Here is a 22,393-nt window from a genome sequence, read left to right on the forward strand (position 1 = left end):
GCCCCCGCGCCCCCGTTTTTCGGCGCTCCGCGCCTCGTCCTCAAACGCCGGGCGGGCTGGAAATCTCCGCTGCGGCCCCGCAGACAAGATCCGGGCGCACCGGCCCCCACCCAGCCCGTCCGGCGCTTGAGGACGAGCGCGGAGCGCGATGGGCGACGACGGTGTCGCAGGCGGGATCCGGCGTGCACCGGCAACCATCCAGCCCGTCCGGCGCTTGAGGACGAGGCGCGGAGCGCCAAGAAGGGGCCGGGGGCCGGCCCGGGGCCCGGGCCGGACACCACCTCCCCGCTCCCTCGCAGGGCCCCGTACGCTGTTCCCCGTGGTGGAACCAGTCGTACGCATCCCGGACGCGAAGGTCGCCCTGTCGACCGCCTCGGTCTATCCGGAGTCGACGGCGACGGCCTTCGAGATCGCGGCGCGCCTCGGCTACGACGGCGTCGAGGTCATGGTGTGGACCGATCCCGTCAGCCAGGACATCGAGGCGCTGCGCCGCCTCAGCGACTACCACCAGATCCCCATCCTCGCCGTGCACGCGCCCTGCCTCCTGATCACCCAGCGCGTCTGGTCCACCGACCCCTGGGTGAAGCTCCAGCGCGCCCGGGCCGCCGCCGAGAAGCTGGACGCGTCGACGGTCGTCGTGCACCCGCCCTTCCGCTGGCAGCGCGGCTACGCCCGGGACTTCGTCCAGGGGATCTGGCGGATGGCCGAGGAGACGGACGTGCGCTTCGCCGTGGAGAACATGTACCCCTGGCGCTACCGCGACCGCGAGATGCTCGCGTACGCCCCCGACTGGGACGTCACCAAGGACGACTACCGCCACTTCACGATAGACCTCAGCCACACCGCCACCGCCCGTACGGACGCCCTGCAGATGGTCGACCGCATGGGCGACCGGCTCGGCCACGTCCATCTCGCCGACGGAAGGGGCTCCGCGAAGGACGAGCACCTCGTGCCCGGCCGCGGCACCCAGCCCTGCGCCGCGCTCCTGGAGCGCCTCGCGACCTCCGGCTTCGACGGTCACGTGGTCATCGAGGTCAACACCCGCCGCGCCATGTCCAGCGCCGAGCGCGAGGCCGACCTCGCCGAGGCCCTGGCCTTCACCCGGCTGCACCTGGCGTCGTCGGCGAAGGTGCCGCGCCCGTGACGGCGGGCGCCGCCGCGCCCCGGCGCCGGGGCCGCCCCTCGCGCACCCAGACCGAGCGCGGGCCCGCCACCCGCGAGACGATCCTGGACGCGGCCCGCGACCAGTTCTCCGCGCACGGCTACGAGAAGACCTCCGTACGCGCCATCGCCAAGGCGGCGGGCGTCGACTCCGCCCTCGTGCACCACTACTTCGGTACGAAGGAGCAGCTCTTCGCGGCGGCCGTCGAGGTCTCCTTCGCGCCCGCGCTACAGGCCCCGGCCGCGATCCAGGACGGCCCGCTCGACGCCGTCGGCGAGCGCCTGACCCGCTTCATCCTCGGCGTCTGGGAGGACCCGGCCACCCGCACGCCGCTGCTCGCGATCGTCCGCTCCGCGGTCAACAACGAGACGGCCGCCGCCGTCTTCCGCCGCCTGGTCTCCACCCAGCTCCTGTCCCGCATCGCCGGCACCCTCGACCTGCCCGACGCGGAGCTGCGCGCCGAACTGGCGGCGGCCCAGCTGGTGGGCGTCGCGATGCTCCGCTACGTCATCCAGGTGGAGCCGCTGGCGTCGGCGGACCTGGAGGAGCTGGTGGCGCGGGTGGCGCCGGTGGTCCAGGGGCATCTGACGGGCTTCCCGGGACCGGCCTGACGGCGCGGCTCCGCGGCGGAGGACATGAGACGGCCGTCCCGCCATCCGGACGCCCTGTCCGGATCTTGGATCATCGGCGTACGCTCGGCCGTGTCGAGAGGCGTATCGACAGCCGTATCGAGATCTGCCCCTGAACGAGACCTGCCCTTGAAGGAGCGAGCGACGATGCCCGAGCTGAGGTCCCGCACAGTCACCCACGGACGCAACATGGCGGGCGCCCGCGCCCTGATGCGGGCCTCCGGGGTACCGGGCGCGGACATCGGCCGCAAGCCGATCATCGCCGTCGCCAACTCCTTCACCGAGTTCGTGCCCGGCCACACCCACCTGGCGCCGGTCGGCCGCATCGTCAGCGAGGCCGTCCGGGAGGCGGGCGGCATCCCGCGCGAGTTCAACACGATCGCCGTGGACGACGGCATCGCGATGGGCCACGGCGGCATGCTCTACAGCCTGCCGTCGCGCGACCTGATCGCCGACTCCGTCGAGTACATGGTGGAGGCCCACTGCGCCGACGCCCTGATCTGCATCTCGAACTGCGACAAGATCACGCCCGGCATGCTGATGGCCGCCCTGCGCCTGAACATCCCGACGGTCTTCGTCTCCGGCGGACCCATGGAGGCGGGCAAGGCCACCCTGGTCAACGGCACCGTCCGCAAGCTCGACCTGATCGACGCGATGGTCGACGCCTCGAACGAGAACGTCTCCGACGAGGACATCCTCCGCATCGAGGAGAACGCCTGCCCGACCTGCGGCTCCTGTTCCGGCATGTTCACGGCCAACTCGATGAACTGCCTGACCGAGGCCATCGGCCTGTCCCTGCCGGGCAACGGCTCGGTGCTCGCCACCCACACCGCCCGCAGGGCCCTGTACGAGCGGGCGGGCGCGACGGTCGTCGAGATCACCAAGCGCTACTACGACGGGGACGACGCCTCCGTCCTGCCGCGCAACATCGCGACCCACGCCGCCTTCGAGAACGCCATGGCCCTCGACATCGCCATGGGCGGCTCCACCAACACCATCCTGCACCTCCTGGCCGCCGCCCAGGAGGCCGAGGTCGGCTACGACCTGACCGACATCGACGCCGTCTCGCGCCGCGTCCCCTGCCTGGCGAAGGTCGCCCCGAACGTGGCGCCCCAGGGCACGTACTACATGGAGGACGTGCACCGCGCGGGCGGCATCCCCGCGATCCTCGGCGAGCTGTACCGCGGCGGCCTCCTCAACGAGGACGTGCACACGGTCCACTCGCCCTCCATCAAGCAGTGGCTCGACGCCTGGGACGTGCGCGGCGGCTCCGCGGCCCCCGAGGCCCTGGAGCTGTGGCACGCGGCCCCCGGCTGCAAGCGCTCCGCCGAGGCCTTCTCGCAGTCCGAGCGCTGGGAGACCCTCGACACGGACGCCGCGAACGGCTGCATCCGCGACGTCGCCCACGCCTACTCCCAGGACGGCGGCCTCGCCGTCCTCAAGGGGAACCTGGCCGTCGACGGCGCCGTCGTGAAGACCGCGGGCGTCGACGAGTCCATCTGGACCTTCGAGGGTCCGGCCGTCGTCTGCGAGTCGCAGGAGGAGGCCGTGGAGAAGATCCTGAACAAGCAGGTCAAGGAGGGCGACGTCGTCGTCATCCGCTACGAGGGCCCCAAGGGCGGCCCCGGCATGCAGGAGATGCTCTACCCCACCTCCTTCCTCAAGGGCCGCGGCCTCGGCAAGGCCTGCGCCCTGGTCACCGACGGCCGCTTCTCCGGCGGTACGTCGGGCCTGTCCATCGGCCACGCGTCGCCGGAGGCCGCGTCCGGCGGCACCATCGCCCTCGTCGAGGACGGCGACCGCATCCGCATCGACATCCCGGGCCGCTCGATCGACCTCCTGGTCGACGACGCCGAGCTGACCCGCCGCCGCGAGGCCCTCGGCGGCACGTACGCGCCCAGGTCCCGCGAGCGCAAGGTCTCCGCGGCCCTGCGGGCGTACGCGGCGATGGCGACGAGCGCGGACAAGGGCGCGGTGCGCGACGTGTCGCGGCTGGGCTGACGCCCCGCCGCGGCGGGGCCGCTCGGCCGCACACGGGCCGACTGTCCCTGTTTGTCCTGCAACTGGCGTGGCGCGCGGGCACGTCTATGGTGTGGAGTACATGCCATGGGCGGCCCGCGCCGCCCGTTTCACGGGGAACACGGGGACACACGGGGGATCACCATGAGCAGCGAAGAACTGACGATGCCCGCGACCGCCGATGTGGCGGACGGGGCGGGACTGACGATAGAGGCGGCGACGGCCCGGCGGTACGCGATCGTCGAGGACGTCAACGTCCGCTCGGGCCCCGGCACCGGATACGACAAGGTCGGCCGCCTCTCCGCGGGCACCTTCGTCACCATCGGCTGCCAGAAGCCCGGCGAGACGGTGACCGGCCCCACCGGCACGTCGAAGATCTGGGACCGCATCGGCAGCGGACGCTACGTCTCCGACACCTATGTGCGCACGGGCAGCAACGGCTATGTGGCGCCGCGCTGCTGACGGGCGCCGTCACGCCGTCCTGTGCTGTTGACCGGTCCCGCTGACTGATGCCGCGGACCGGTGCCGCATCCGGTACGAGAGGCCGCCGGGCCCGGGGATCACCCGGACGTCGGCGGCTTCGCCGTGTCGAACGCGTACACCAGGTTCCCGGCCCCGGTCACGATCGCCGCGCGACCCGCGAGGGCGACGCGCGGGCTCGTGCCCACCTCCGCGGAGCCATTGGCCTTGGGGTCCGCCGTCCAGAGGCGCCTGCCGTCGCGCGGCGCGAGCGCGGCGACGCGGCCACTGGCCGAGCTGAAGTACAGCGCCCCGGGCCCGGCGACCGGACCTGACGCCCCCTCCACGCCCGCCTGCCGGGTCCACCGGAGCTTGCCGGTCACCGCGTCGACCGCGCTGACCTCGCCGTTCTGCTCGGTGAAGTACACCGTCCCGGCGGCCAGGCTCGGGGAGCCGCCGTAGCGCTTCGGCAGCCGGACCGTGGTGGCCTTGCCCCGCGCCACGTCCACGCGGACGACCGCCTCGTACTCGACGACGCCGATCTCGCCCACCCGCTCCTTGGCCAGGACGAGCCGTCCGTCGTGCGCGCCGAGCACCTGGAGCGGCCCCGCGAGGGCGACGGCCCGGCCGAAGGTCCCGGACGCGGGGTCGAGGCCGCGCACCGTGGCGTGCCGGATCGTGGTGGCCTCCACCTCGGCGGCGGGAGCGCACATCACGTGGGCCGCGCCCCCGGCGGTGAGCGGCGCGCAGACGGCGCCCGCCGGGACCGGGGTCCTCCACAGCACCTTCCCGGAGCGGACCGCGCGGCCCTCGACGTGGGTACGGGCCGCGTTGAGCATGATCACGGTGGAGCCGATCACCTCGGCGTCGGCGAAACGGCCCGTGACGGCCGTCGACTTGCTGCCGAACCGGGTCGACCACAGCTCCTTGCCCCGCGCCGCGTCGAGGGCCACGATCTCGCCGGGGCCCGAGTTGTCGGGGAGCAGCCGGTAGCCGAGGACCGTGTTCCCGGACACGCCGACCAGATACGTGTTCTGCATGGGGACGCCCGGGTGGTGCGCCGTCCACATCCGGTGGCCGTCGGCGACGCGGATCCGGGTGGCGATGACACCGCCGCCCCCGCAGTACGCCGAGTCGCCCCGCGCCACGCAGCGCAGCTCGTCCGGAAGCTTCGCCCCGCCCGGCGGCACGTTCTGCCGCCAGGCCTTGAAGCCGTGGGGGAGCGGCGAACCGACCACCGCCACGTTGCGGCCGTTGTCGTCGGGCCCGTCGCCGCTGGGGCCGTCCGCGCCCGGCCTGAGCAGCGCGACACACCCGGCGATCACGGCGACGCCCAGGACGGCGGCGAGCACGGGCCGCCAGCGGCGGCGCAGCCGCCCGCCGAGCCCACGGGCGGACGCGGCACCCGAGCCGTCGGAGGCGTCCGGGCCGCCGGAGGTGCCCGCGGCGCTTGCTGTGCCCGCGGCGCCCGAGGTGTCCGACAGATGGTGCTGCGTGTCCGTGTCCCGCGTACGGCTTCCGCCGTCCCCGGCCGCCGCCGACCCGAGGTCCACCGGCAGGTCCCGCAGCCGGACGAGGAGCTCGTCGATGGTGGGCCGCACGGCGGGATCCTTGGCGAGGCAGGGTTCGACGGCCGTGCGCAGCGCGCCCGGGACGTCGTCGAGGGCCGGAGCCTCGTGCACGACTTGGTACGCGGTCATGTACGGGCTGTCCGCGTCGAAGGGCCCCTGCCCCGTCGCCGCGTACACCAGGAGCGTGCCGAGCGAGAAGACGTCCGACGAAGGACCGACACCGCGCGGCGTCTGGAGCTGCTCCGGCGACATGAACGGCGGAGTGCCGATGACCCGCCCGGTCATCGTCAGCGTCTGCTGGTCGGCGGCGCGCGAGATGCCGAAGTCGATGACGCGCGGCCCTTCGGCGGACAGCACGACGTTCGACGGCTTCAGATCGCGGTGCACCACGTCCGCGCGGTGGATGTCCCGCAGCGCCTCCGCGAGCCCGATGGCGAGCGTACGCAGCTCCATGCCGACGATGGGACCGCGCTGGGCGATGCGCTGGGCGAGCGTGGGGCCCTCTATGTAGGCGGTGGCCATCCACGGCTGCTGCGCCTCGGGATCGGCGTCGACCACGGCCGCGGTGAACGCGCCGCTGACCCGGCGGGCCGCGGCGACCTCCTGCCGGAACCGGATGCGGAACTCCTCGTCGCCCGCGAACTGCTGGTGGATCAGCTTGATAGCGACCGGCCGCCCCGAAGCCGTACGTGCGAGGAAGACCGTGCCCATGCCACCGGAGCCGAGCCGCGACTCCAGTGGATAGCCACCGATCTCCTCAGGGTCCCCTGAGCGGAGCGACACCTCTTCGACCTCCCGGTACCGGTCGTCCCCCGTACAACTGCCTGCCCGCACAAATTAGCGGCCGGTCCCGGAGGTGGGGCAAGGCGGCCCGCCCTTCGCCCCTCTCCCGACCGCCCGCGCCGCCGCGGCACGGGGGAGGGCGGCCGGGCGATAATCGAGGACGTGAGCGACGAACGACGTACCGAACAGACCGAGGGCACTCCGGCGGGCCCCCGCCCCGAGCCCATCCGCTTCTTCGGTACGACGTGGCTGGAGCACACCGACGGCTACGCCGCGCGCCGTGTCGGCGTCGCCGCCGGCTCCCTCGTGGCGGCGGCCGCGGGCTGCCTGGTGCTGCGCTTCGCGTACCAGGGCCTGGAGATCGCGGACGTGGGCACCTTCGTGAACCTGCTGGTCGTGGTCATGTTCGCCATCTGCAGCGCGATCGCGTTCCGGCGCACGTGGGACGGGTTCTCCAAGCGTCACGACCCGCAGTCGGTGGCGTCCATGCGCAGCCTGATGACCATCGGCTTCATCGGCTCCCTCCTCGCCTACTTCTTCCGCTCCCTGAAGGAGGCCCCGGGCGAGCAGCTGCATCGCGAGGAGTACGAGACGGCGCGCGACCAGTACGAGCGCCGCACGAAGCGCCGGGCGGGCAACCCTTCCAGGCGCAAGCGCCGCCAGAAGTAACGACCGACCCCACCACCACCCGGACGGGCTGGATGGCTGCCGCACGTGGCAGCCATCCAGCCCGTCCGGCGTTTGAGGGCGAGGCGCGCAGCGCCGATACCGGGGGGTCCGGGGGGCGGAGCCCCCTGGTTTCGGGAAGGGGCGGGCCTGGGGCGCACCCGCGAGGGCCCAGCCCCCGGCCGACACCTTGACGAGGCGGGCCCCCCAGGAGCAATATTCATCGCATGATGAATATTGCGACCCCGCCCCGCGCCCCGGCCCGCCCCACCACCCCGCCCGCCATCCACGCCCAAGCCCTCAGGGCAACCCGCGGCCACCGCACCGTCCTGCGCGACCTGACCTTCACCGTCCCGCGCGGCCAGATCACCGGTCTGCTCGGCCCCTCCGGCTGCGGCAAGTCCACGCTGATGCGCGCCGTCGTCGGCACCCAGGCCAAGGTCACCGGCACCCTGGACGTCCTGGACCACCCCGCGGGCACCCCCGCCCTGCGCTCCCGCATCGGCTACGTCACCCAGGACCCCTCCGTCTACGAGGACCTCACCGTCCGCCAGAACCTGGAGTACTTCGCCGCCGTCCTCACCCCCGGCCACGGCCCCGCCGCTGCCCGCCGCCGCGAGGACGTCACCCGCGCCATCGCCGACGTGGACCTCACCAGCCACGCCGACGCCCTGGCGGGCAACCTCTCCGGCGGGCAGCGCAACCGCGTCTCCCTCGCCGTCGCCCTCCTCGGCGCCCCCGAACTCCTCGTCCTCGACGAGCCCACCGTCGGCCTCGACCCCGTCCTCCGCCGCGACCTGTGGAACCTCTTCCACACCCTCTCCGACGAGCGCGGCACCACGATCCTCGTCTCCTCCCACGTCATGGACGAGGCGGAACGCTGCCACCGCCTGCTCCTCATGCGCGAGGGCGAGATCCTCGCCGACGACACCCCCGACGCCCTGCGCCAACGCACCGGCACCAGCACCGTCGAGGAGGCCTTCCTCCACCTCGTCGACAAGGCGAACGCCGCCCGGACCTCCGACGAGCCGAACACCGCCCAACCCTCCGGTTACCGAGAGCCCCAGCTCCCCTGACCTTCACCCCAGGAGCCCTGGCGCCCCAACAGCCCACGGCACCCCAGAAGCCATCGGCACCTCAAGAGCCATGGCTACCTCATTGGCCACGACCAGCCCATGAGACATGACCACCCCAGGAGCACCAGAAGACCCAGAAGCCCCTGGGGCCACCCACCCCGGACGTCACCGACCCAGGCACCATCGGAGCCCACGATGAACACCCATCGCACCCTCGCCACCGCCGCCCGCGTCCTGCGCCAGCTCCGTCACGACCCGCGCTCCATCGCGCTGCTCCTCCTCGTCCCCTGCGTGATGCTGCTGCTCCTGCGCTACGTCTTCGATGGCAGCCCCCGCACCTTCGACTCCATCGGCGCCTCCCTGCTCGGGATCTTCCCGCTCATCACGATGTTCCTGGTGACCTCCATCGCCACCCTGCGCGAACGCACCTCCGGCACCCTGGAACGCCTCCTCGCCATGCCCCTCGCCAAGGCCGACCTGATCGCTGGCTACGCCCTCGCCTTCGGCACCCTGGCCATCGTCCAGTCCGCCCTCGCCACCGGCCTCGCCCTGTGGGGCCTCGGCCTCGACGTCACCGGCTCCGCCTGGCTGCTGCTCCTGGTCGCCCTCCTGGACGCCCTGCTCGGCACCGCGCTCGGCCTGTTCGTCTCGGCCTTCGCCGCCTCCGAGTTCCAGGCCGTCCAGTTCATGCCGGCGGTGATCTTCCCCCAGCTCCTCCTCTGCGGCCTGTTCACCCCCCGCGACAAGATGCAGCCCGCCCTCGAAGCCCTCTCCGACGCCCTGCCCATGTCCTACGCCGTCGACGGCATGAACGAGGTCCTGCGCCACCCCGACATCACCGGCGCCTTCGTCCGTGACGCCGTCATCGTCGCCGCTTGCGCCGTCCTCGTCCTCGCCCTGGGCGCCGCCACCCTGCGCCGCCGCACGGCCTGACCACGGACCGCGACCGTCCGCCCACCGGACGCCCCACCGTGACCCACCCCGCCCGATGCGAGGATGGCCCGAACGACGCACCCCGGGAGAGGCCCTCGCACATGAGCCAGACGCGCAAGCCGAGCCAGACCGTCGCGGTCCTCGGCACCGGAAAGATCGGCGAAGCCCTGCTCAGCGGCATGATCCGCAGTGGCTGGGCGCCCGCGGAACTCCTGGTCACCACCCGCCGCCAGGAGCGCGCCGACGAACTCCGCACCCGCTACGGCGTCGAGGCCCTCACCAACGCCGAGGCCGCCAAGCGCGCCGACACCCTGATCCTCGCCTGCAAGCCACAGGACATGGCCAGGCTGCTCGACGAACTGGCCCCGCACGTCGCCGCCGACCGCCTCGTCATCAGCGCCGCCGCCGGCATCACCACCTCCTTCATCGAGGAGCGCCTGACCACCGGCACCCCCGTCATCCGCGTCATGCCCAACACCCCCGTCCTCGTCGACGAGGGCATGTCCGTCATCTCGGGCGGCACCCACGCCACCGCCGACCACCTCACCCACGCCGAGAACATCTTCGGCGCCGTCGGCAAGACCCTCCGCGTACCCGAGACCCAGCAGGACGCCTGCACGGCCCTGTCCGGCTCCGGCCCCGCGTACTTCTACTTCCTGGTCGAGGCCATGACCGACGCGGGCATCCTCCTCGGCCTGCCCCGCGACAAGGCCCACGACCTGATCGTCCAGGCCGCGATCGGCGCCGCCGTGATGCTCCGCGACAGCGGCGAGCACCCGGTGAAGCTCCGCGAGGCCGTGACCTCGCCAGCAGGCACCACGATCAACGCCATCCGCGAGCTCGAGAACCACGGGGTGCGCGCCGCGCTCATCGCCGCCCTGGAGGCCGCCCGCGACCGCAGCCGCGAGCTCGCCTCGGGCAGCAACTGAACCCTGGCCCCTCTCCTTTCTTACCGCTCACCCGCGCCGGGGGCCCGGGGGACCCGTGCCCCCCGCCCCGGCACCGGCGAACCGCCCCTCGTGCTCACTTGCCGGACGGCCCGGACACCCCCGCGATCAGCTCCGCCGTCCGCACCACCCGCGCGAACCCGCCCCCGTGCAGGGACACCGCCGTCGCCCGCGCGATCTCCTCCGCCCCGAGCCGCCAGCCGAAGGGCCCCTCCAGGTCGAAGGTGTAGGTCGCGTCCAGCGCGAACAGCACGTCGTACCCGAGGTTCCCGCCCATCCGCGCCGTCGTCTCCGCGCACATGTTGGTCTGGATCCCGGTCACCACGAACTGCGAGATTCCCGCCTCCTTGAGCCAGGCGTCCAGATCCGGCGTCCCGTAGAAGGCCGAGTTCACGCTCTTCGTCACCAGGAGCTCACCACCGGCCCCCTTCCCACGCCGCTCCTCGACGTACTCCTTGAAGTCGTTGCCCGCGTACCCGGACCGCAGCGGCGAGTCCGGCTTCGCCGAGTCGTGCCGTACGAACACCACCGGCCGCCCCGTCTCCTGCCAGGCCCCGATCAGCGCGGCGATGTTGTCGTCCGCCTCCGGGTTGTTCCGCTCTCCCCAGTACTCCACCTCCTCGAAGCCCTGCTGTACGTCCACCACGATCAGTGCTGCGTTCCCTGTGATCTCCATGCCCTCGATGCTGCCGCCCCCCGGCCCGCCGCCCCAGAGGTACAGAAGCCACCGATCGATGGTTTACTGCCAGCGTGTCCACCGCCGCCGAGCCGTCACCCACCACCCCCGTGCCTCCAACCCCGGCGCCCGCGGCCCCGGAGCCCCCGCGCCCCCGGCGCGGCGCCCCGCAGCGCATCGCCCTGCTCGCCTTTCCCGGCATCCGCGCCTTCGACGTCTCCGTGATCACCGAGGTCTGGGGCGCCGACCGCAGCGACCGCGGCGTACCCCCCTTCGAACTGCGCCGCGTCGCCGCCGAAACCGGGCCCGTCCCCATGCGCGGCGGCCTCAGCCTCGCCCCCGACCGCACCCTCACCTGGCTGACCCGGCTCACCGACCACGACCTGATCGTCGTGCCCGGCCTCGATGACCACCTGACCCCCGCACCACCTCCGATCCTCGAAGCCCTGCGCCGCGCCCACGCCCGCGGCATCCCCGTCGCGGCCCTCTGCGGCGGCGCCTTCACGCTCGCCCAGGCGGGCCTGCTCGACGGCCGCCGGGCCATCACCCACTGGCACCTCGTCGATCTACTGCGCGCCCATCACCCCCTCGTCGATGTCGTGCCCGACGCTCTCTTCATCGAGGACGACAACATCTGGACCGCTGCGGGCACCGCCGCCGGAATCGACCTGTGCCTGCACCTGGTCCGCATGGCACACGGCTCCGAGACCGCTGCGACGATCGCCCGCTCGATGGTCACCGCCCCCTTCCGCACCGGCGGTCAGGCGCAGTTCATCGAGCACCCCACACCCCGCGCCGACCGCGACGCCGACGCCTTGGCCGCCGTCCGCGAATACGCCCTCCGTCACCTCCACGAGCCGCTCACCGTCGCCGACCTGGCCACCCGGGCGGGCATGTCGGCACGCTCCTTCGCCCGCCACTTCACCGCGGCGACCGGCACCACCCCCCTGCGCTGGCTCCTCGACCAGCGCGTCGCCGCCGCGCAGAAGCTCCTGGAACGCACCGACCTGCCCATGCCCGAGGTCGCCCGCCGCGCGGGCTTCGGCAGCGAGATCACGATGCGGCAGCACTTCGCATCGCGCCTCGCCACCAGCCCACGCGCCTACCGCGCCTCGTTCACCGTCACCGCCGCGGGCACCTCGGCCGCAGGGGGCAGCAGCCCGATCGCTCGATAGGCGGCATCGACCGTCGGCCGTGCCATCCCCCTGGCCCGCTCCGCCCCGGCCCGCAACACCTCCTCTACATACGCCGTGTCCGCAACCAGTTCCTTGTGCCGCTCCCGCACGGGCCGCAGCAGCTCCACCACCGCGTCCGCGGTGTCCTTCTTCAACGCCCCGTACGACTCGTATACACCGCTCAGCTCCTCGGGGTTCCCACCCGTGCAGGAAGCCAGGATCTCCAGCAGATTCGCGACCCCCGGCCGGGCCTCGCGGTCGTACGCGACCCCGCTGCCGCTGTCCGTCACGGCCCGCATGATCTTCTTCCGCACCACGTCCGGCTCGTCCAGCAGATAGACGATGCCGGCGCCGGACTCGTGGGACTTGCCCATCTTCGACGTCGGGTCCTGCAGGTCCATGACCCGCGCCGCCACCTGCGGCGGCGTCGCCCGCGGCACGACGAACGCGTGCCCGTACCGCTGGTTGAACCGCACCGCGAGATCCCGCGTCAGCTCGACGTGCTGCGTCTGGTCGTCCCCCACCGGAACCTCATGGGCCCCGTACGCCAGGATGTCCGCCGCCATCAGCACGGGATACGTCAGCAGCGACAGGCGCACGCTCCCGCCCCGGGCCCGTTCGACGGCCGCCTTCTCCTTGTACTGGATCATCCGGCGCATCTCGCCGTCGGTCGCGACGCACTCGAGCAGATACGAGAGCCGCGCGTGCTCGTCCACATGACTCTGCACGAAGACGGTGCACCGCTCGGGGTCGATCCCCGCGGCGAGCAGCAGCGTCGCCGCCTGCCGACTGAGCCTGCGCACCCGGCCGGGATCGTGTTCCACGGTCAGCGCGTGCAGATCCACTACGCAGAACAACGCCTCCGCGCGGTACTGATCCACTTCGGCCCAGCGCCGGACGGCTCCCAGGTAGTTCCCCAGCGTCAGGTGTCCGGTGGGCTTGACCCCACTGAAGATCCGCGTCATGACTGCTCTCCACCTCCAGAACGGGGCCGTCGCCGCGGCGGCCGGGCTCAGGTCCTCCGGAGGGAGATACACGAACGGCCGCCGAGGCGGCGGCCGTTGAGTACACGCGTGAGTACGGCCGCCGTCAGGCGGCCCACCACAGTTGGATGCACGCGTGCGTAGTCACGACTCCACCGTAGCGCTCCGGGGCCCGGAGTTGACACCCCCAGACCCGGAACGTAGTGTTCTCCGAGTTGCCCGACGTGAGCGCCGACCCCAGGTCGGTCCCCGGGCGGCCATTCCGCAAGAACCATCAAATGATCGACGCGCAGCCTCTTCGTGTTCGCGAAGTGTCCGTCGTCGGCTCGTTTCCATGTGTTTTTGCGAAATGAGGAATCGGCGTTCGAAGGAACGCCCCCGATTAGGTCGGGAGCCGAGATTCCGCTAAAGTCTCACTCGTCGGAACGGCCCAACAGCCGGGAAGACAGCCCAAGTTGACTGGGAATCGGGCCCGAAAGGATCTGATAGAGTCAACACCGCCGGAAGGCCGAGAGGCCGGAAAGCACCGAGGAAATCGGAACGGACCGGGAAGCCGGAAAGATCTGATAGAGTCGGAAACACGAAATACCGAAGGGAAGCGCCCGGAGGAAAGCCCGAGAGGGTGAGTACAAAGGAAGCGTCCGTTCCTTGAGAACTCAACAGCGTGCCAAAAGTCAACGCCAGATATGTTGATACCCCGTCTACTGGACATCATGTCCAGTGACGAGGTTCCTTTGAAAAAGTCCTCCCACGTTGTGGGAGGCGCACAGCGAGGACGCTGTGAACGACCGGGATTATTCCTCCTGGTTGTTCCGCTCTCGTGGTGTTGCACCCGATTACGGGTACACATTCACGGAGAGTTTGATCCTGGCTCAGGACGAACGCTGGCGGCGTGCTTAACACATGCAAGTCGAACGATGAAGCCCTTCGGGGTAGATTAGTGGCGAACGGGTGAGTAACACGTGGGCAATCTGCCCTGCACTCTGGGACAAGCCCTGGAAACGGGGTCTAATACCGGATACGACACGGGATCGCATGATCCTGTGTGGAAAGCTCCGGCGGTGCAGGATGAGCCCGCGGCCTATCAGCTAGTTGGTGAGGTAATGGCTCACCAAGGCGACGACGGGTAGCCGGCCTGAGAGGGCGACCGGCCACACTGGGACTGAGACACGGCCCAGACTCCTACGGGAGGCAGCAGTGGGGAATATTGCACAATGGGCGAAAGCCTGATGCAGCGACGCCGCGTGAGGGATGACGGCCTTCGGGTTGTAAACCTCTTTCAGCAGGGAAGAAGCGAAAGTGACGGTACCTGCAGAAGAAGCGCCGGCTAACTACGTGCCAGCAGCCGCGGTAATACGTAGGGCGCGAGCGTTGTCCGGAATTATTGGGCGTAAAGAGCTCGTAGGCGGCTTGTCACGTCGGTTGTGAAAGCCCGGGGCTTAACCCCGGGTCTGCAGTCGATACGGGCAGGCTAGAGTTCGGTAGGGGAGATCGGAATTCCTGGTGTAGCGGTGAAATGCGCAGATATCAGGAGGAACACCGGTGGCGAAGGCGGATCTCTGGGCCGATACTGACGCTGAGGAGCGAAAGCGTGGGGAGCGAACAGGATTAGATACCCTGGTAGTCCACGCCGTAAACGGTGGGCACTAGGTGTGGGCGACATTCCACGTCGTCCGTGCCGCAGCTAACGCATTAAGTGCCCCGCCTGGGGAGTACGGCCGCAAGGCTAAAACTCAAAGGAATTGACGGGGGCCCGCACAAGCGGCGGAGCATGTGGCTTAATTCGACGCAACGCGAAGAACCTTACCAAGGCTTGACATACACCGGAAACGGCCAGAGATGGTCGCCCCCTTGTGGTCGGTGTACAGGTGGTGCATGGCTGTCGTCAGCTCGTGTCGTGAGATGTTGGGTTAAGTCCCGCAACGAGCGCAACCCTTGTCCCGTGTTGCCAGCAGGCCCTTGTGGTGCTGGGGACTCACGGGAGACCGCCGGGGTCAACTCGGAGGAAGGTGGGGACGACGTCAAGTCATCATGCCCCTTATGTCTTGGGCTGCACACGTGCTACAATGGCCGGTACAATGAGCTGCGATACCGCGAGGTGGAGCGAATCTCAAAAAGCCGGTCTCAGTTCGGATTGGGGTCTGCAACTCGACCCCATGAAGTCGGAGTCGCTAGTAATCGCAGATCAGCATTGCTGCGGTGAATACGTTCCCGGGCCTTGTACACACCGCCCGTCACGTCACGAAAGTCGGTAACACCCGAAGCCGGTGGCCCAACCCCTTGTGGGAGGGAGCTGTCGAAGGTGGGACTGGCGATTGGGACGAAGTCGTAACAAGGTAGCCGTACCGGAAGGTGCGGCTGGATCACCTCCTTTCTAAGGAGCACTTCTTGGCTGCCAGCTTGGCTGACAGTCCAGAGGCCAGTACATCAGCGAATGTCTGATGCTGGTTGCTCATGGGTGGAACGTTGACTACTCGGCACACTTGACCTGCTTCTCTTCCCAGTACTGCTTCGGCGTGGAACGGAACGAGGAGGGGCGAGGGTGTCGGGCACGCTGTTGGGTATCTGAGGGTACGGAACTTGTTCCCGACCTCAATGCCGACCCCGGTAAAGATCTGCTTCGGCGGGTTGTGACGGGTGGTTGGTCGTTGTTTGAGAACTGCACAGTGAACGCGAGCATCTGTGGCCAAGTTTTTAAGGGCGCACGGTGGATGCCTTGGCACCAGGAACCGATGAAGGACGTGGGAGGCCACGATAGTCCCCGGGGAGTCGTCAACCAGGCTTTGATCCGGGGGTTTCCGAATGGGGAAACCCGGCAGTCGTCATGGGCTGTCACCCACCGCTGAATATATAGGCGGTGTGGAGGGAACGCGGGGAAGTGAAACATCTCAGTACCCGCAGGAAGAGAAAACAACCGTGATTCCGGGAGTAGTGGCGAGCGAAACTGGATGAGGCCAAACCTCAAGCGTGTGAGACCCGGCAGGGGTTGCGCTTGGGGGGTTGTGGGATCTCTCTTTTACAGTCTGCCGGCTGTGAGACGAGTCAGAAACCGTTGATGTAGGCGAAGGACATGCGAAAGGTCCGGCGTAGAGGGTAAGACCCCCGTAGTCGAAACGTCAGCGGCTCGTTTGAGAGACACCCAAGTAGCACGGGGCCCGAGAAATCCCGTGTGAATCTGGCGGGACCACCCGTTAAGCCTAAATATTCCCTGGTGACCGATAGCGGATAGTACCGTGAGGGAATGGTGAAAAGTACCGCGGGAGCGGAGTGAAATAGTACCTGAAACCGTGTGCCTACAAGCCGTGGGAGCGTCGGACATCAAGCTTGCTTGGTGTCTCGTGACTGCGTGCCTTTTGAAGAATGAGCCTGCGAGTTTGCGGTGTGTTGCGAGGTTAACCCGTGTGGGGAAGCCGTAGCGAAAGCGAGTCCGAATAGGGCGATTGAGTAGCGCGCCCAAGACCCGAAGCGGAGTGATCTAGCCATGGGCAGGCTGAAGCGGAGGTAAGACTTCGTGGAGGGCCGAACCCACCAGGGTTGAAAACCTGGGGGATGACCTGTGGTTAGGGGTGAAAGGCCAATCAAACTCCGTGATAGCTGGTTCTCCCCGAAATGCATTTAGGTGCAGCGTCGTGTGTTTCTTGCCGGAGGTAGAGCACTGGATAGGCGATGGGCCCTACCGGGTTACTGACCTTAGCCAAACTCCGAATGCCGGTAAGTGAGAGCGCGGCAGTGAGACTGTGGGGGATAAGCTCCATGGTCGAGAGGGAAACAGCCCAGAGCATCGACTAAGGCCCCTAAGCGTACGCTAAGTGGGAAAGGATGTGGAGTCGCAGAGACAACCAGGAGGTTGGCTTAGAAGCAGCCACCCTTGAAAGAGTGCGTAATAGCTCACTGGTCTAGTGATTCCGCGCCGACAATGTAGCGGGGCTCAAGCGTACCGCCGAAGTCGTGTCATTGCAGTACATACCCCCAACGGGGACTGTGATGGGTAGGGGAGCGTCGTGTGCCGGGTGAAGCTGCGCCGGAAGGCAGTGGTGGACGGTTCACGAGTGAGAATGCAGGCATGAGTAGCGATACATACGTGAGAAACGTGTGCGCCGATTGACTAAGGGTTCCTGGGTCAAGCTGATCTGCCCAGGGTAAGTCGGGACCTAAGGCGAGGCCGACAGGCGTAGTCGATGGATAACCGGTTGATATTCCGGTACCCGCTTTGAAACGCCCAATATCGAGCCCATTAATGCTAAGGCCGTGAAGCCGCCCTGGAGCCTTCGGGCAAAGGGGAGTGGTGGAGCCGCTGACCCAAGGTGGTAGTAGGTAAGCGATGGGGTGACGCAGGAAGGTAGTCCAGCCCGGGCGGTGGTTGTCCCGGGGTAAGGGTGTAGGACGTCAGGTAGGCAAATCCGCCTGACACATAGTCTGAGACCTGATGCCGAGCCGATTGTGGTGAAGTGGATGATCCTATGCTGTCGAGAAAAGCCTCTAGCGAGTTTCATGGCGGCCCGTACCCTAAACCGACTCAGGTGGTCAGGTAGAGAATACCGAGGCGTTCGGGTGAACTATGGTTAAGGAACTCGGCAAAATGCCCCCGTAACTTCGGGAGAAGGGGGGCCACACCCGGTGACGGCACTTGCTGCCAGAGCTGGGGGTGGCCGCAGAGACCAGCGAGAAGCGACTGTTTACTAAAAACACAGGTCCGTGCGAAGCCGTAAGGCGATGTATACGGACTGACGCCTGCCCGGTGCTGGAACGTTAAGGGGACCGGTTAGTCACTCTTCGGGGTGGCGAAGCTGAGAACTTAAGCGCCAGTAAACGGCGGTGGTAACTATAACCATCCTAAGGTAGCGAAATTCCTTGTCGGGTAAGTTCCGACCTGCACGAATGGCGTAACGACTTCTCGACTGTCTCAACCATAGGCCCGGTGAAATTGCACTACGAGTAAAGATGCTCGTTTCGCGCAGCAGGACGGAAAGACCCCGGGACCTTTACTACAGTTTGATATTGGTGTTCGGTTCGGCTTGTGTAGGATAGGTGGGAGACTGTGAACCCGGTACGCCAGTATCGGGGGAGTCGCCGTTGAAATACCACTCTGGTCGTGCTGGATGTCTAACCTGGGTCCGTGATCCGGATCAGGGACAGTGTCTGATGGGTAGTTTAACTGGGGCGGTTGCCTCCCAAAGGGTAACGGAGGCGCCCAAAGGTTCCCTCAGCCTGGTTGGTAATCAGGTGTTGAGTGTAAGTGCACAAGGGAGCTTGACTGTGAGACTGACGGGTCGAGCAGGGACGAAAGTCGGGACTAGTGATCCGGCGGTGGCTTGTGGAAGCGCCGTCGCTCAACGGATAAAAGGTACCCCGGGGATAACAGGCTGATCTTCCCCAAGAGTCCATATCGACGGGATGGTTTGGCACCTCGATGTCGGCTCGTCGCATCCTGGGGCTGGAGTCGGTCCCAAGGGTTGGGCTGTTCGCCCATTAAAGCGGTACGCGAGCTGGGTTTAGAACGTCGTGAGACAGTTCGGTCCCTATCCGCTGTGCGCGTAGGAATATTGAGAAGGGCTGTCCCTAGTACGAGAGGACCGGGACGGACGAACCTCTGGTGTGCCAGTTGTTCTGCCAAGGGCATGGCTGGTTGGCTACGTTCGGGAGGGATAACCGCTGAAAGCATCTAAGCGGGAAGCCTGCTTCGAGATGAGTATTCCCACCCACTTGATGGGGTAAGGCTCCCAGTAGACGACTGGGTTGATAGGCCAGATATGGAAGCCTGGTAACGGGTGGAGTTGACTGGTACTAATAGGCCGAGGGCTTGTCCTCAGTTGCTCGCGTTCACTGTGTTGGTTCTGAAACCACGAACAACCCCACACCCTGGGTGGTGTGGTGCGGTAGTTCACAGTTTCATAGTGTTTCGGTGGTCATAGCGTGAGGGAAACGCCCGGTTACATTCCGAACCCGGAAGCTAAGCCTTACAGCGCCGATGGTACTGCAGGGGGGACCCTGTGGGAGAGTAGGACGCCGCCGAACAAATTTTGAGGGAAACCCCCGTGCCGGATGGCACGGGGGTTTTCTGCGTTTAGGGTCGAACCATGCGATACGACCTTGTCATCTTCGACAACGACGGTGTCCTGGTGGACAGTGAACCGCTCTCCAATACGATCCTCGCCGGATATCTGACCGAGCTCGGACACCCCACCACGTACGAGGATTCCCTGCGCGACTACATGGGCGCCGCACTCCACCGCGTACACGACACCGTTCTCGAGCGGTCGGGGCAGCGGCTGCCCGCAGACTTCGACGACATCTTCCACGGCAAGGTCTTCGCAGCCTTCGAGCGGGAATTGGAACCCATGGCCGGGGCCTTCGAAGTGCTGGAGAAGCTGACTGCCGACGGAGTCGCCTACTGTCTCGCGTCCTCGGGGAGCCATGAGCGAATTCGGGTCGGGCACCGGAAGACCGGGCTCGACACGTGGTTCGGGAAAGAGCGCGTCTTCAGCTCGCAGGACGTGGGGCGGGGAAAGCCGGCGCCGGACCTCTTCCTGTACGCCGCCGAGCGGATGGGGGTCGCGCCCGAGCGGTGCGTCGTAGTGGAGGACAGCCCCCTAGGGGTGCAGGCCGCGAGGGCGGCAGGGATGGACGTCTACGGCTTCACGGGCATGACCCCGGCCGAGCGGCTGACCGGGGCCACCCGGCTCTTCGGGGACCTGAGGGAGCTGACCACCCTTCTCACCGAAGTTGATGGGTGATCTATCTACCCAGCGGTAGCGCCCGGCCCTACGCTTCGCCGTCATGACGGAGACGCTGCGGCGGGGCAGGACCTCGCTCGCGTTCGGCTTCCTGGCACAGGGCGTCGCGTTCGCGCTCCTGGTGACGCGGATACCGGCGCTGCAGGACCAGTACGGGATATCCGACGGGCTGCTGCCGGTCTTCCTGGCGGCTGTGCCCGTGCTGGCCGGCGCCGGGAGTGTGGGGGCCGAGCGGCTGGTGAGGCGCGTGCGGCCCAGCAGGGTGATGCGGTGGTCGCAGCCCGCCGTGCTGCTCGCGCTGCTCGGCGCGGGGGCGGGCGACGCGATGTGGGAGATCGCTGTGGCGCTCGCGGCGTTCGGGGTCGCGGTGGGGGCGCTCGACGCCTCGATGAACATGCTCGGGGTGAGCCTCCAGCGGGCCTACGGGCGCAGCATCATGCTCGGCTTCCACGCCGCGTACAGCCTGGGCGGCATCGTGGGGGCCTCGCTGGCGTGGGCCGGCGCGCACTGGGACCTGTCGCTGTTCGTGCTGTACCTGCCGGTGGTCGTGGTGCTGCTGCCCGCGGCATTCCTGGTGAGCCGGTGGTACGTCGACGACGTGCGCGGCCGCGGGGACGAGGGGACCGGAGGCGCTTCGGAGGGCCCGGAGGACCAGGAGGGCCAGGTCGATGGCCGGAACATCGAGGGCGGCGTGGTCGTTTTTCGGACGCTGTTGCCGCTGTGCCTGGTGATGGCGTTCGTGTACATCGGCGACTCGACGGTCTCCAACTGGGGCGCCAAGTACCTCCAGGACGTGCTGGGCAGTTCGGAGCAACTGTCGACGGTCCCGTACAACGTGTACATGGTGACGGCCCTGGTGGGGCGGGGAGTTGGGGACCTGGGCGTGCGGCGCTTCGGGGCGGTGGCCGTGGTGCGGGCCGGAGCGGTGCTGGGCGCTGTCGGGTTCGGCGTGGTGGCTGTGGCTCCTGGGGCGTGGGTGGGGATCGGTGGGTTCACGCTGCTGGGGCTCGGGTTGTGTGTGATCGTGCCGCAGACCTTCGCGGCGGCGGGACGGCTGTTCCCCGGGGCCTCGGACGCGGCCGTCGCGCGGCTCAACATCTTCAACTACGTCGGGTTCCTGGTCGGTTCGCCGCTGGTGGGGGCGCTGGGGGACGGGTGGAACTATCGCGGCGCGATGGTCGTTCCCTTGGTGTTGGTGCTCGTGATCCTGCGGTACGCCCGGTCGTTCGCCCCCGGACCGGACCGATACGGTGACGGACATGAGCGGGCGCGCACAGCTGATGTGGGACGAGGCGGTAACGGGCTATGACTTCGGTCCAGAGCACCCCATGGACCCGGTCCGGCTCGCGCTGACGAGGAGCCTGATCGGTGCCTTCGGGCTCGACCGGGAGCTGGACGTCGTCGCGGCGAAGCGTGCCGGTGAGTCGACGCTGGGCCTCGTCCACCGCGAGGACTATGTGGCGGCGGTGAAGGCGGCCTCCGCCGACCCGGCTTCGGCGCGGGAGGAGTACGGGCTGGGCACGATGGACGTGCCCGCGTTCGCCGGGATGCACGATGTGTCCGCGTTGATCGCCGGGCAGTCGGTCGGTGCCGCAGAGGCGGTGTGGCACGGAGAGGCACTGCACGCGGTGAACTTCGCGGGCGGGCTGCACCACGCCATGCCGGGCGCGGCCTCGGGCTTCTGTGTGTACAACGACGCCGCGCTGGCCATCGCGCGCCTCCTGGAGCTGGGGGCCGAGCGCGTCGCCTATGTGGACGTGGACGTGCACCACGGGGACGGGGTGCAGGCCGCGTTCTGGGACGATCCGCGGGTCCTGACGATCTCCCTGCACGAGCATCCCCGGACGTTGTTCCCGCAGACCGGATGGCCGGAGGAGACGGGAGGCGAGGCGGCGCCGGGCAGTGCGGTGAACGTGGCGCTGCCCGCGGGCACCGGGGACGAGGGCTGGGTGCGGGCGTTCCACGCCGTGGTGCCGGAGCTGCTCGCGGAGTTCCGGCCGCAGGTCCTGGTGACGCAGCACGGCGCCGATACGCACTTCGAGGACCCGTTGGCGCACCTGGCGGTGTCGCTGGACGCGCAGCGGGCGGTGCAGGTCGCCTGTCATGAGCTGGCCCATGAGTACGCGGATGGGCGCTGGGTGGCCCTCGGTGGAGGCGGGTACGCGGTGGTGGACGTGGTGCCGCGGTCCTGGACGCACCTGGTGGGCGTGGTGGCGGGGCAGGAGGTCGACCCCTCGGCGGGAGTACCGGAGGAGTGGGGGCGGGAGGTGTTCGCGCGGGCGCGGGTTCTCGCGCCCGGGCGGATGACGGACGGGCGGTGGCCGGTGCGGTGGCGGGGCTGGGACGAGGGGTACGACCCCGCCGACCGTGTGGATCAGGCCGTGTTGGCGGCTCGGCGGGCGGCGTTTCCGCTGCGGGGGCTGCTCGCCTGAGGCCCTCGCGGGTGTGCCCCGCTGTGTCCGTCAGAGCGTTCCGCGCGCGGGCGCCCCTTGCCGGACCAGGGGAGCGATCCCGCCGGGCCAGGGGCCGGGCCGCGCAATCGGCGCTCCGCGCCTCGTCCGCACACGGCGGGCGGGCCGG

The 22,393-nt window shown here is 68.6% G+C and carries 15 protein-coding genes and 3 rRNA genes; 15 read left to right on the forward strand and 3 right to left on the reverse strand.

Features of this window, described 5'->3' with window-relative positions:
- The first annotated feature begins 319 nt into the window (after positions 1-319).
- The 4 genes from MQV74_RS23495 (at position 320) to MQV74_RS23510 (ending at position 4,272) form a co-directional block, all read left to right on the forward strand.
- Positions 320-1,144: a sugar phosphate isomerase/epimerase family protein gene (locus MQV74_RS23495; protein ID WP_138961140.1), complete on the forward strand. Its 825-nt coding sequence runs from the start codon at positions 320-322 to the stop codon at positions 1,142-1,144.
- Positions 1,141-1,773 carry a TetR/AcrR family transcriptional regulator gene (locus tag MQV74_RS23500; RefSeq protein ID WP_242720643.1) on the forward strand — a complete coding sequence of 211 codons (633 nt, stop codon included), beginning with the start codon at positions 1,141-1,143 and terminating at the stop codon, positions 1,771-1,773. Before MQV74_RS23495 ends, MQV74_RS23500 begins: the two co-directional genes overlap by 4 nt.
- A 165-nt stretch (positions 1,774-1,938) precedes the next feature.
- Positions 1,939-3,792, forward strand: coding sequence for a dihydroxy-acid dehydratase (gene ilvD / locus MQV74_RS23505; RefSeq protein WP_242720644.1), 1,854 nt, complete (start codon positions 1,939-1,941; stop codon positions 3,790-3,792).
- A gap of 162 nt (positions 3,793-3,954) precedes the next feature.
- Positions 3,955-4,272, forward strand: coding sequence for an SH3 domain-containing protein (locus tag MQV74_RS23510; protein WP_242720647.1), 318 nt, complete (start codon positions 3,955-3,957; stop codon positions 4,270-4,272).
- Positions 4,273-4,370: 98 nt separating this feature from the next.
- Here MQV74_RS23510 and MQV74_RS23515 read toward each other — a convergent pair whose 3' ends face one another.
- Complete coding sequence (locus MQV74_RS23515) at positions 4,371-6,623, reverse strand: protein kinase domain-containing protein (RefSeq protein ID WP_242720648.1); 2,253 nt, start codon at positions 6,621-6,623, stop codon at positions 4,371-4,373.
- Positions 6,624-6,785: 162 nt separating this feature from the next.
- On the opposite strand from MQV74_RS23515, the gene MQV74_RS23520 reads away from it, so the two are divergent.
- The 4 genes from MQV74_RS23520 to proC all read left to right on the forward strand — a co-directional run bounded on the left by MQV74_RS23520 (position 6,786) and on the right by proC (position 10,227).
- Positions 6,786-7,292, forward strand: coding sequence for an EamA/RhaT family transporter (locus tag MQV74_RS23520; RefSeq protein WP_242720650.1), 507 nt, complete (start codon positions 6,786-6,788; stop codon positions 7,290-7,292).
- 224 nt (positions 7,293-7,516) lie between these two features.
- Positions 7,517-8,365, forward strand: coding sequence for an ABC transporter ATP-binding protein (locus MQV74_RS23525; protein ID WP_242720652.1), 849 nt, complete (start codon positions 7,517-7,519; stop codon positions 8,363-8,365).
- 195 nt (positions 8,366-8,560) lie between these two features.
- Complete coding sequence (locus MQV74_RS23530; RefSeq protein WP_242720658.1) at positions 8,561-9,298, forward strand: ABC transporter permease; 738 nt, start codon at positions 8,561-8,563, stop codon at positions 9,296-9,298.
- A gap of 101 nt (positions 9,299-9,399) precedes the next feature.
- The gene (gene proC / locus MQV74_RS23535; protein WP_242720660.1) at positions 9,400-10,227 is read left to right on the forward strand and encodes a pyrroline-5-carboxylate reductase; all 828 of its coding nucleotides are present in this window, start codon (positions 9,400-9,402) and stop codon (positions 10,225-10,227) included.
- Positions 10,228-10,321: 94 nt separating this feature from the next.
- On the opposite strand, the gene MQV74_RS23540 is transcribed toward proC, so the two are convergent.
- Positions 10,322-10,921, reverse strand: coding sequence for a cysteine hydrolase family protein (locus tag MQV74_RS23540; RefSeq protein WP_242720662.1), 600 nt, complete (start codon positions 10,919-10,921; stop codon positions 10,322-10,324).
- A gap of 176 nt (positions 10,922-11,097) precedes the next feature.
- Here MQV74_RS23540 and MQV74_RS23545 point away from each other — a divergent pair, with 176 nt between their 5' ends.
- Positions 11,098-12,096, forward strand: coding sequence for a GlxA family transcriptional regulator (locus MQV74_RS23545; protein ID WP_242729043.1), 999 nt, complete (start codon positions 11,098-11,100; stop codon positions 12,094-12,096).
- On the opposite strand, the gene trpS is transcribed toward MQV74_RS23545, so the two are convergent.
- Positions 12,024-13,061, reverse strand: a complete 1,038-nt coding sequence (gene trpS, locus MQV74_RS23550) for a tryptophan--tRNA ligase (protein ID WP_242720664.1) — start codon at positions 13,059-13,061, stop codon at positions 12,024-12,026. The two genes, MQV74_RS23545 and trpS, sit on opposite strands and share 73 nt — an antisense overlap.
- A gap of 867 nt (positions 13,062-13,928) precedes the next feature.
- Between trpS and MQV74_RS23555 the strand changes: the two genes are divergently transcribed.
- The 6 genes from MQV74_RS23555 to MQV74_RS23580 all read left to right on the forward strand — a co-directional run bounded on the left by MQV74_RS23555 (position 13,929) and on the right by MQV74_RS23580 (position 22,245).
- Positions 13,929-15,453 (forward strand): 16S ribosomal RNA (locus MQV74_RS23555).
- A gap of 310 nt (positions 15,454-15,763) precedes the next feature.
- Positions 15,764-18,887, forward strand: a 23S ribosomal RNA gene (locus MQV74_RS23560).
- A 90-nt stretch (positions 18,888-18,977) separates the two neighbouring features.
- Positions 18,978-19,094: ribosomal RNA gene (gene rrf, locus MQV74_RS23565) — 5S ribosomal RNA — on the forward strand.
- The 16S, 23S and 5S rRNA genes sit together here, the layout of an rRNA operon.
- A gap of 62 nt (positions 19,095-19,156) precedes the next feature.
- Positions 19,157-19,813, forward strand: coding sequence for an HAD family hydrolase (locus MQV74_RS23570; RefSeq protein ID WP_242720666.1), 657 nt, complete (start codon positions 19,157-19,159; stop codon positions 19,811-19,813).
- 43 nt (positions 19,814-19,856) lie between these two features.
- Positions 19,857-21,122, forward strand: coding sequence for an MFS transporter (locus tag MQV74_RS23575; protein ID WP_242720668.1), 1,266 nt, complete (start codon positions 19,857-19,859; stop codon positions 21,120-21,122).
- On the forward strand, positions 21,073-22,245 hold the full coding sequence (locus tag MQV74_RS23580) for an acetoin utilization protein AcuC (protein WP_242720670.1): 1,173 nt from the start codon (positions 21,073-21,075) through the stop codon (positions 22,243-22,245). Before MQV74_RS23575 ends, MQV74_RS23580 begins: the two co-directional genes overlap by 50 nt.
- Positions 22,246-22,393 lie beyond the last annotated feature (148 nt).

Source organism: Streptomyces sp. AN091965 (assembly GCF_022698285.1).
In the GTDB taxonomy this organism is placed as follows: Bacteria; Actinomycetota; Actinomycetes; order Streptomycetales; family Streptomycetaceae; genus Streptomyces.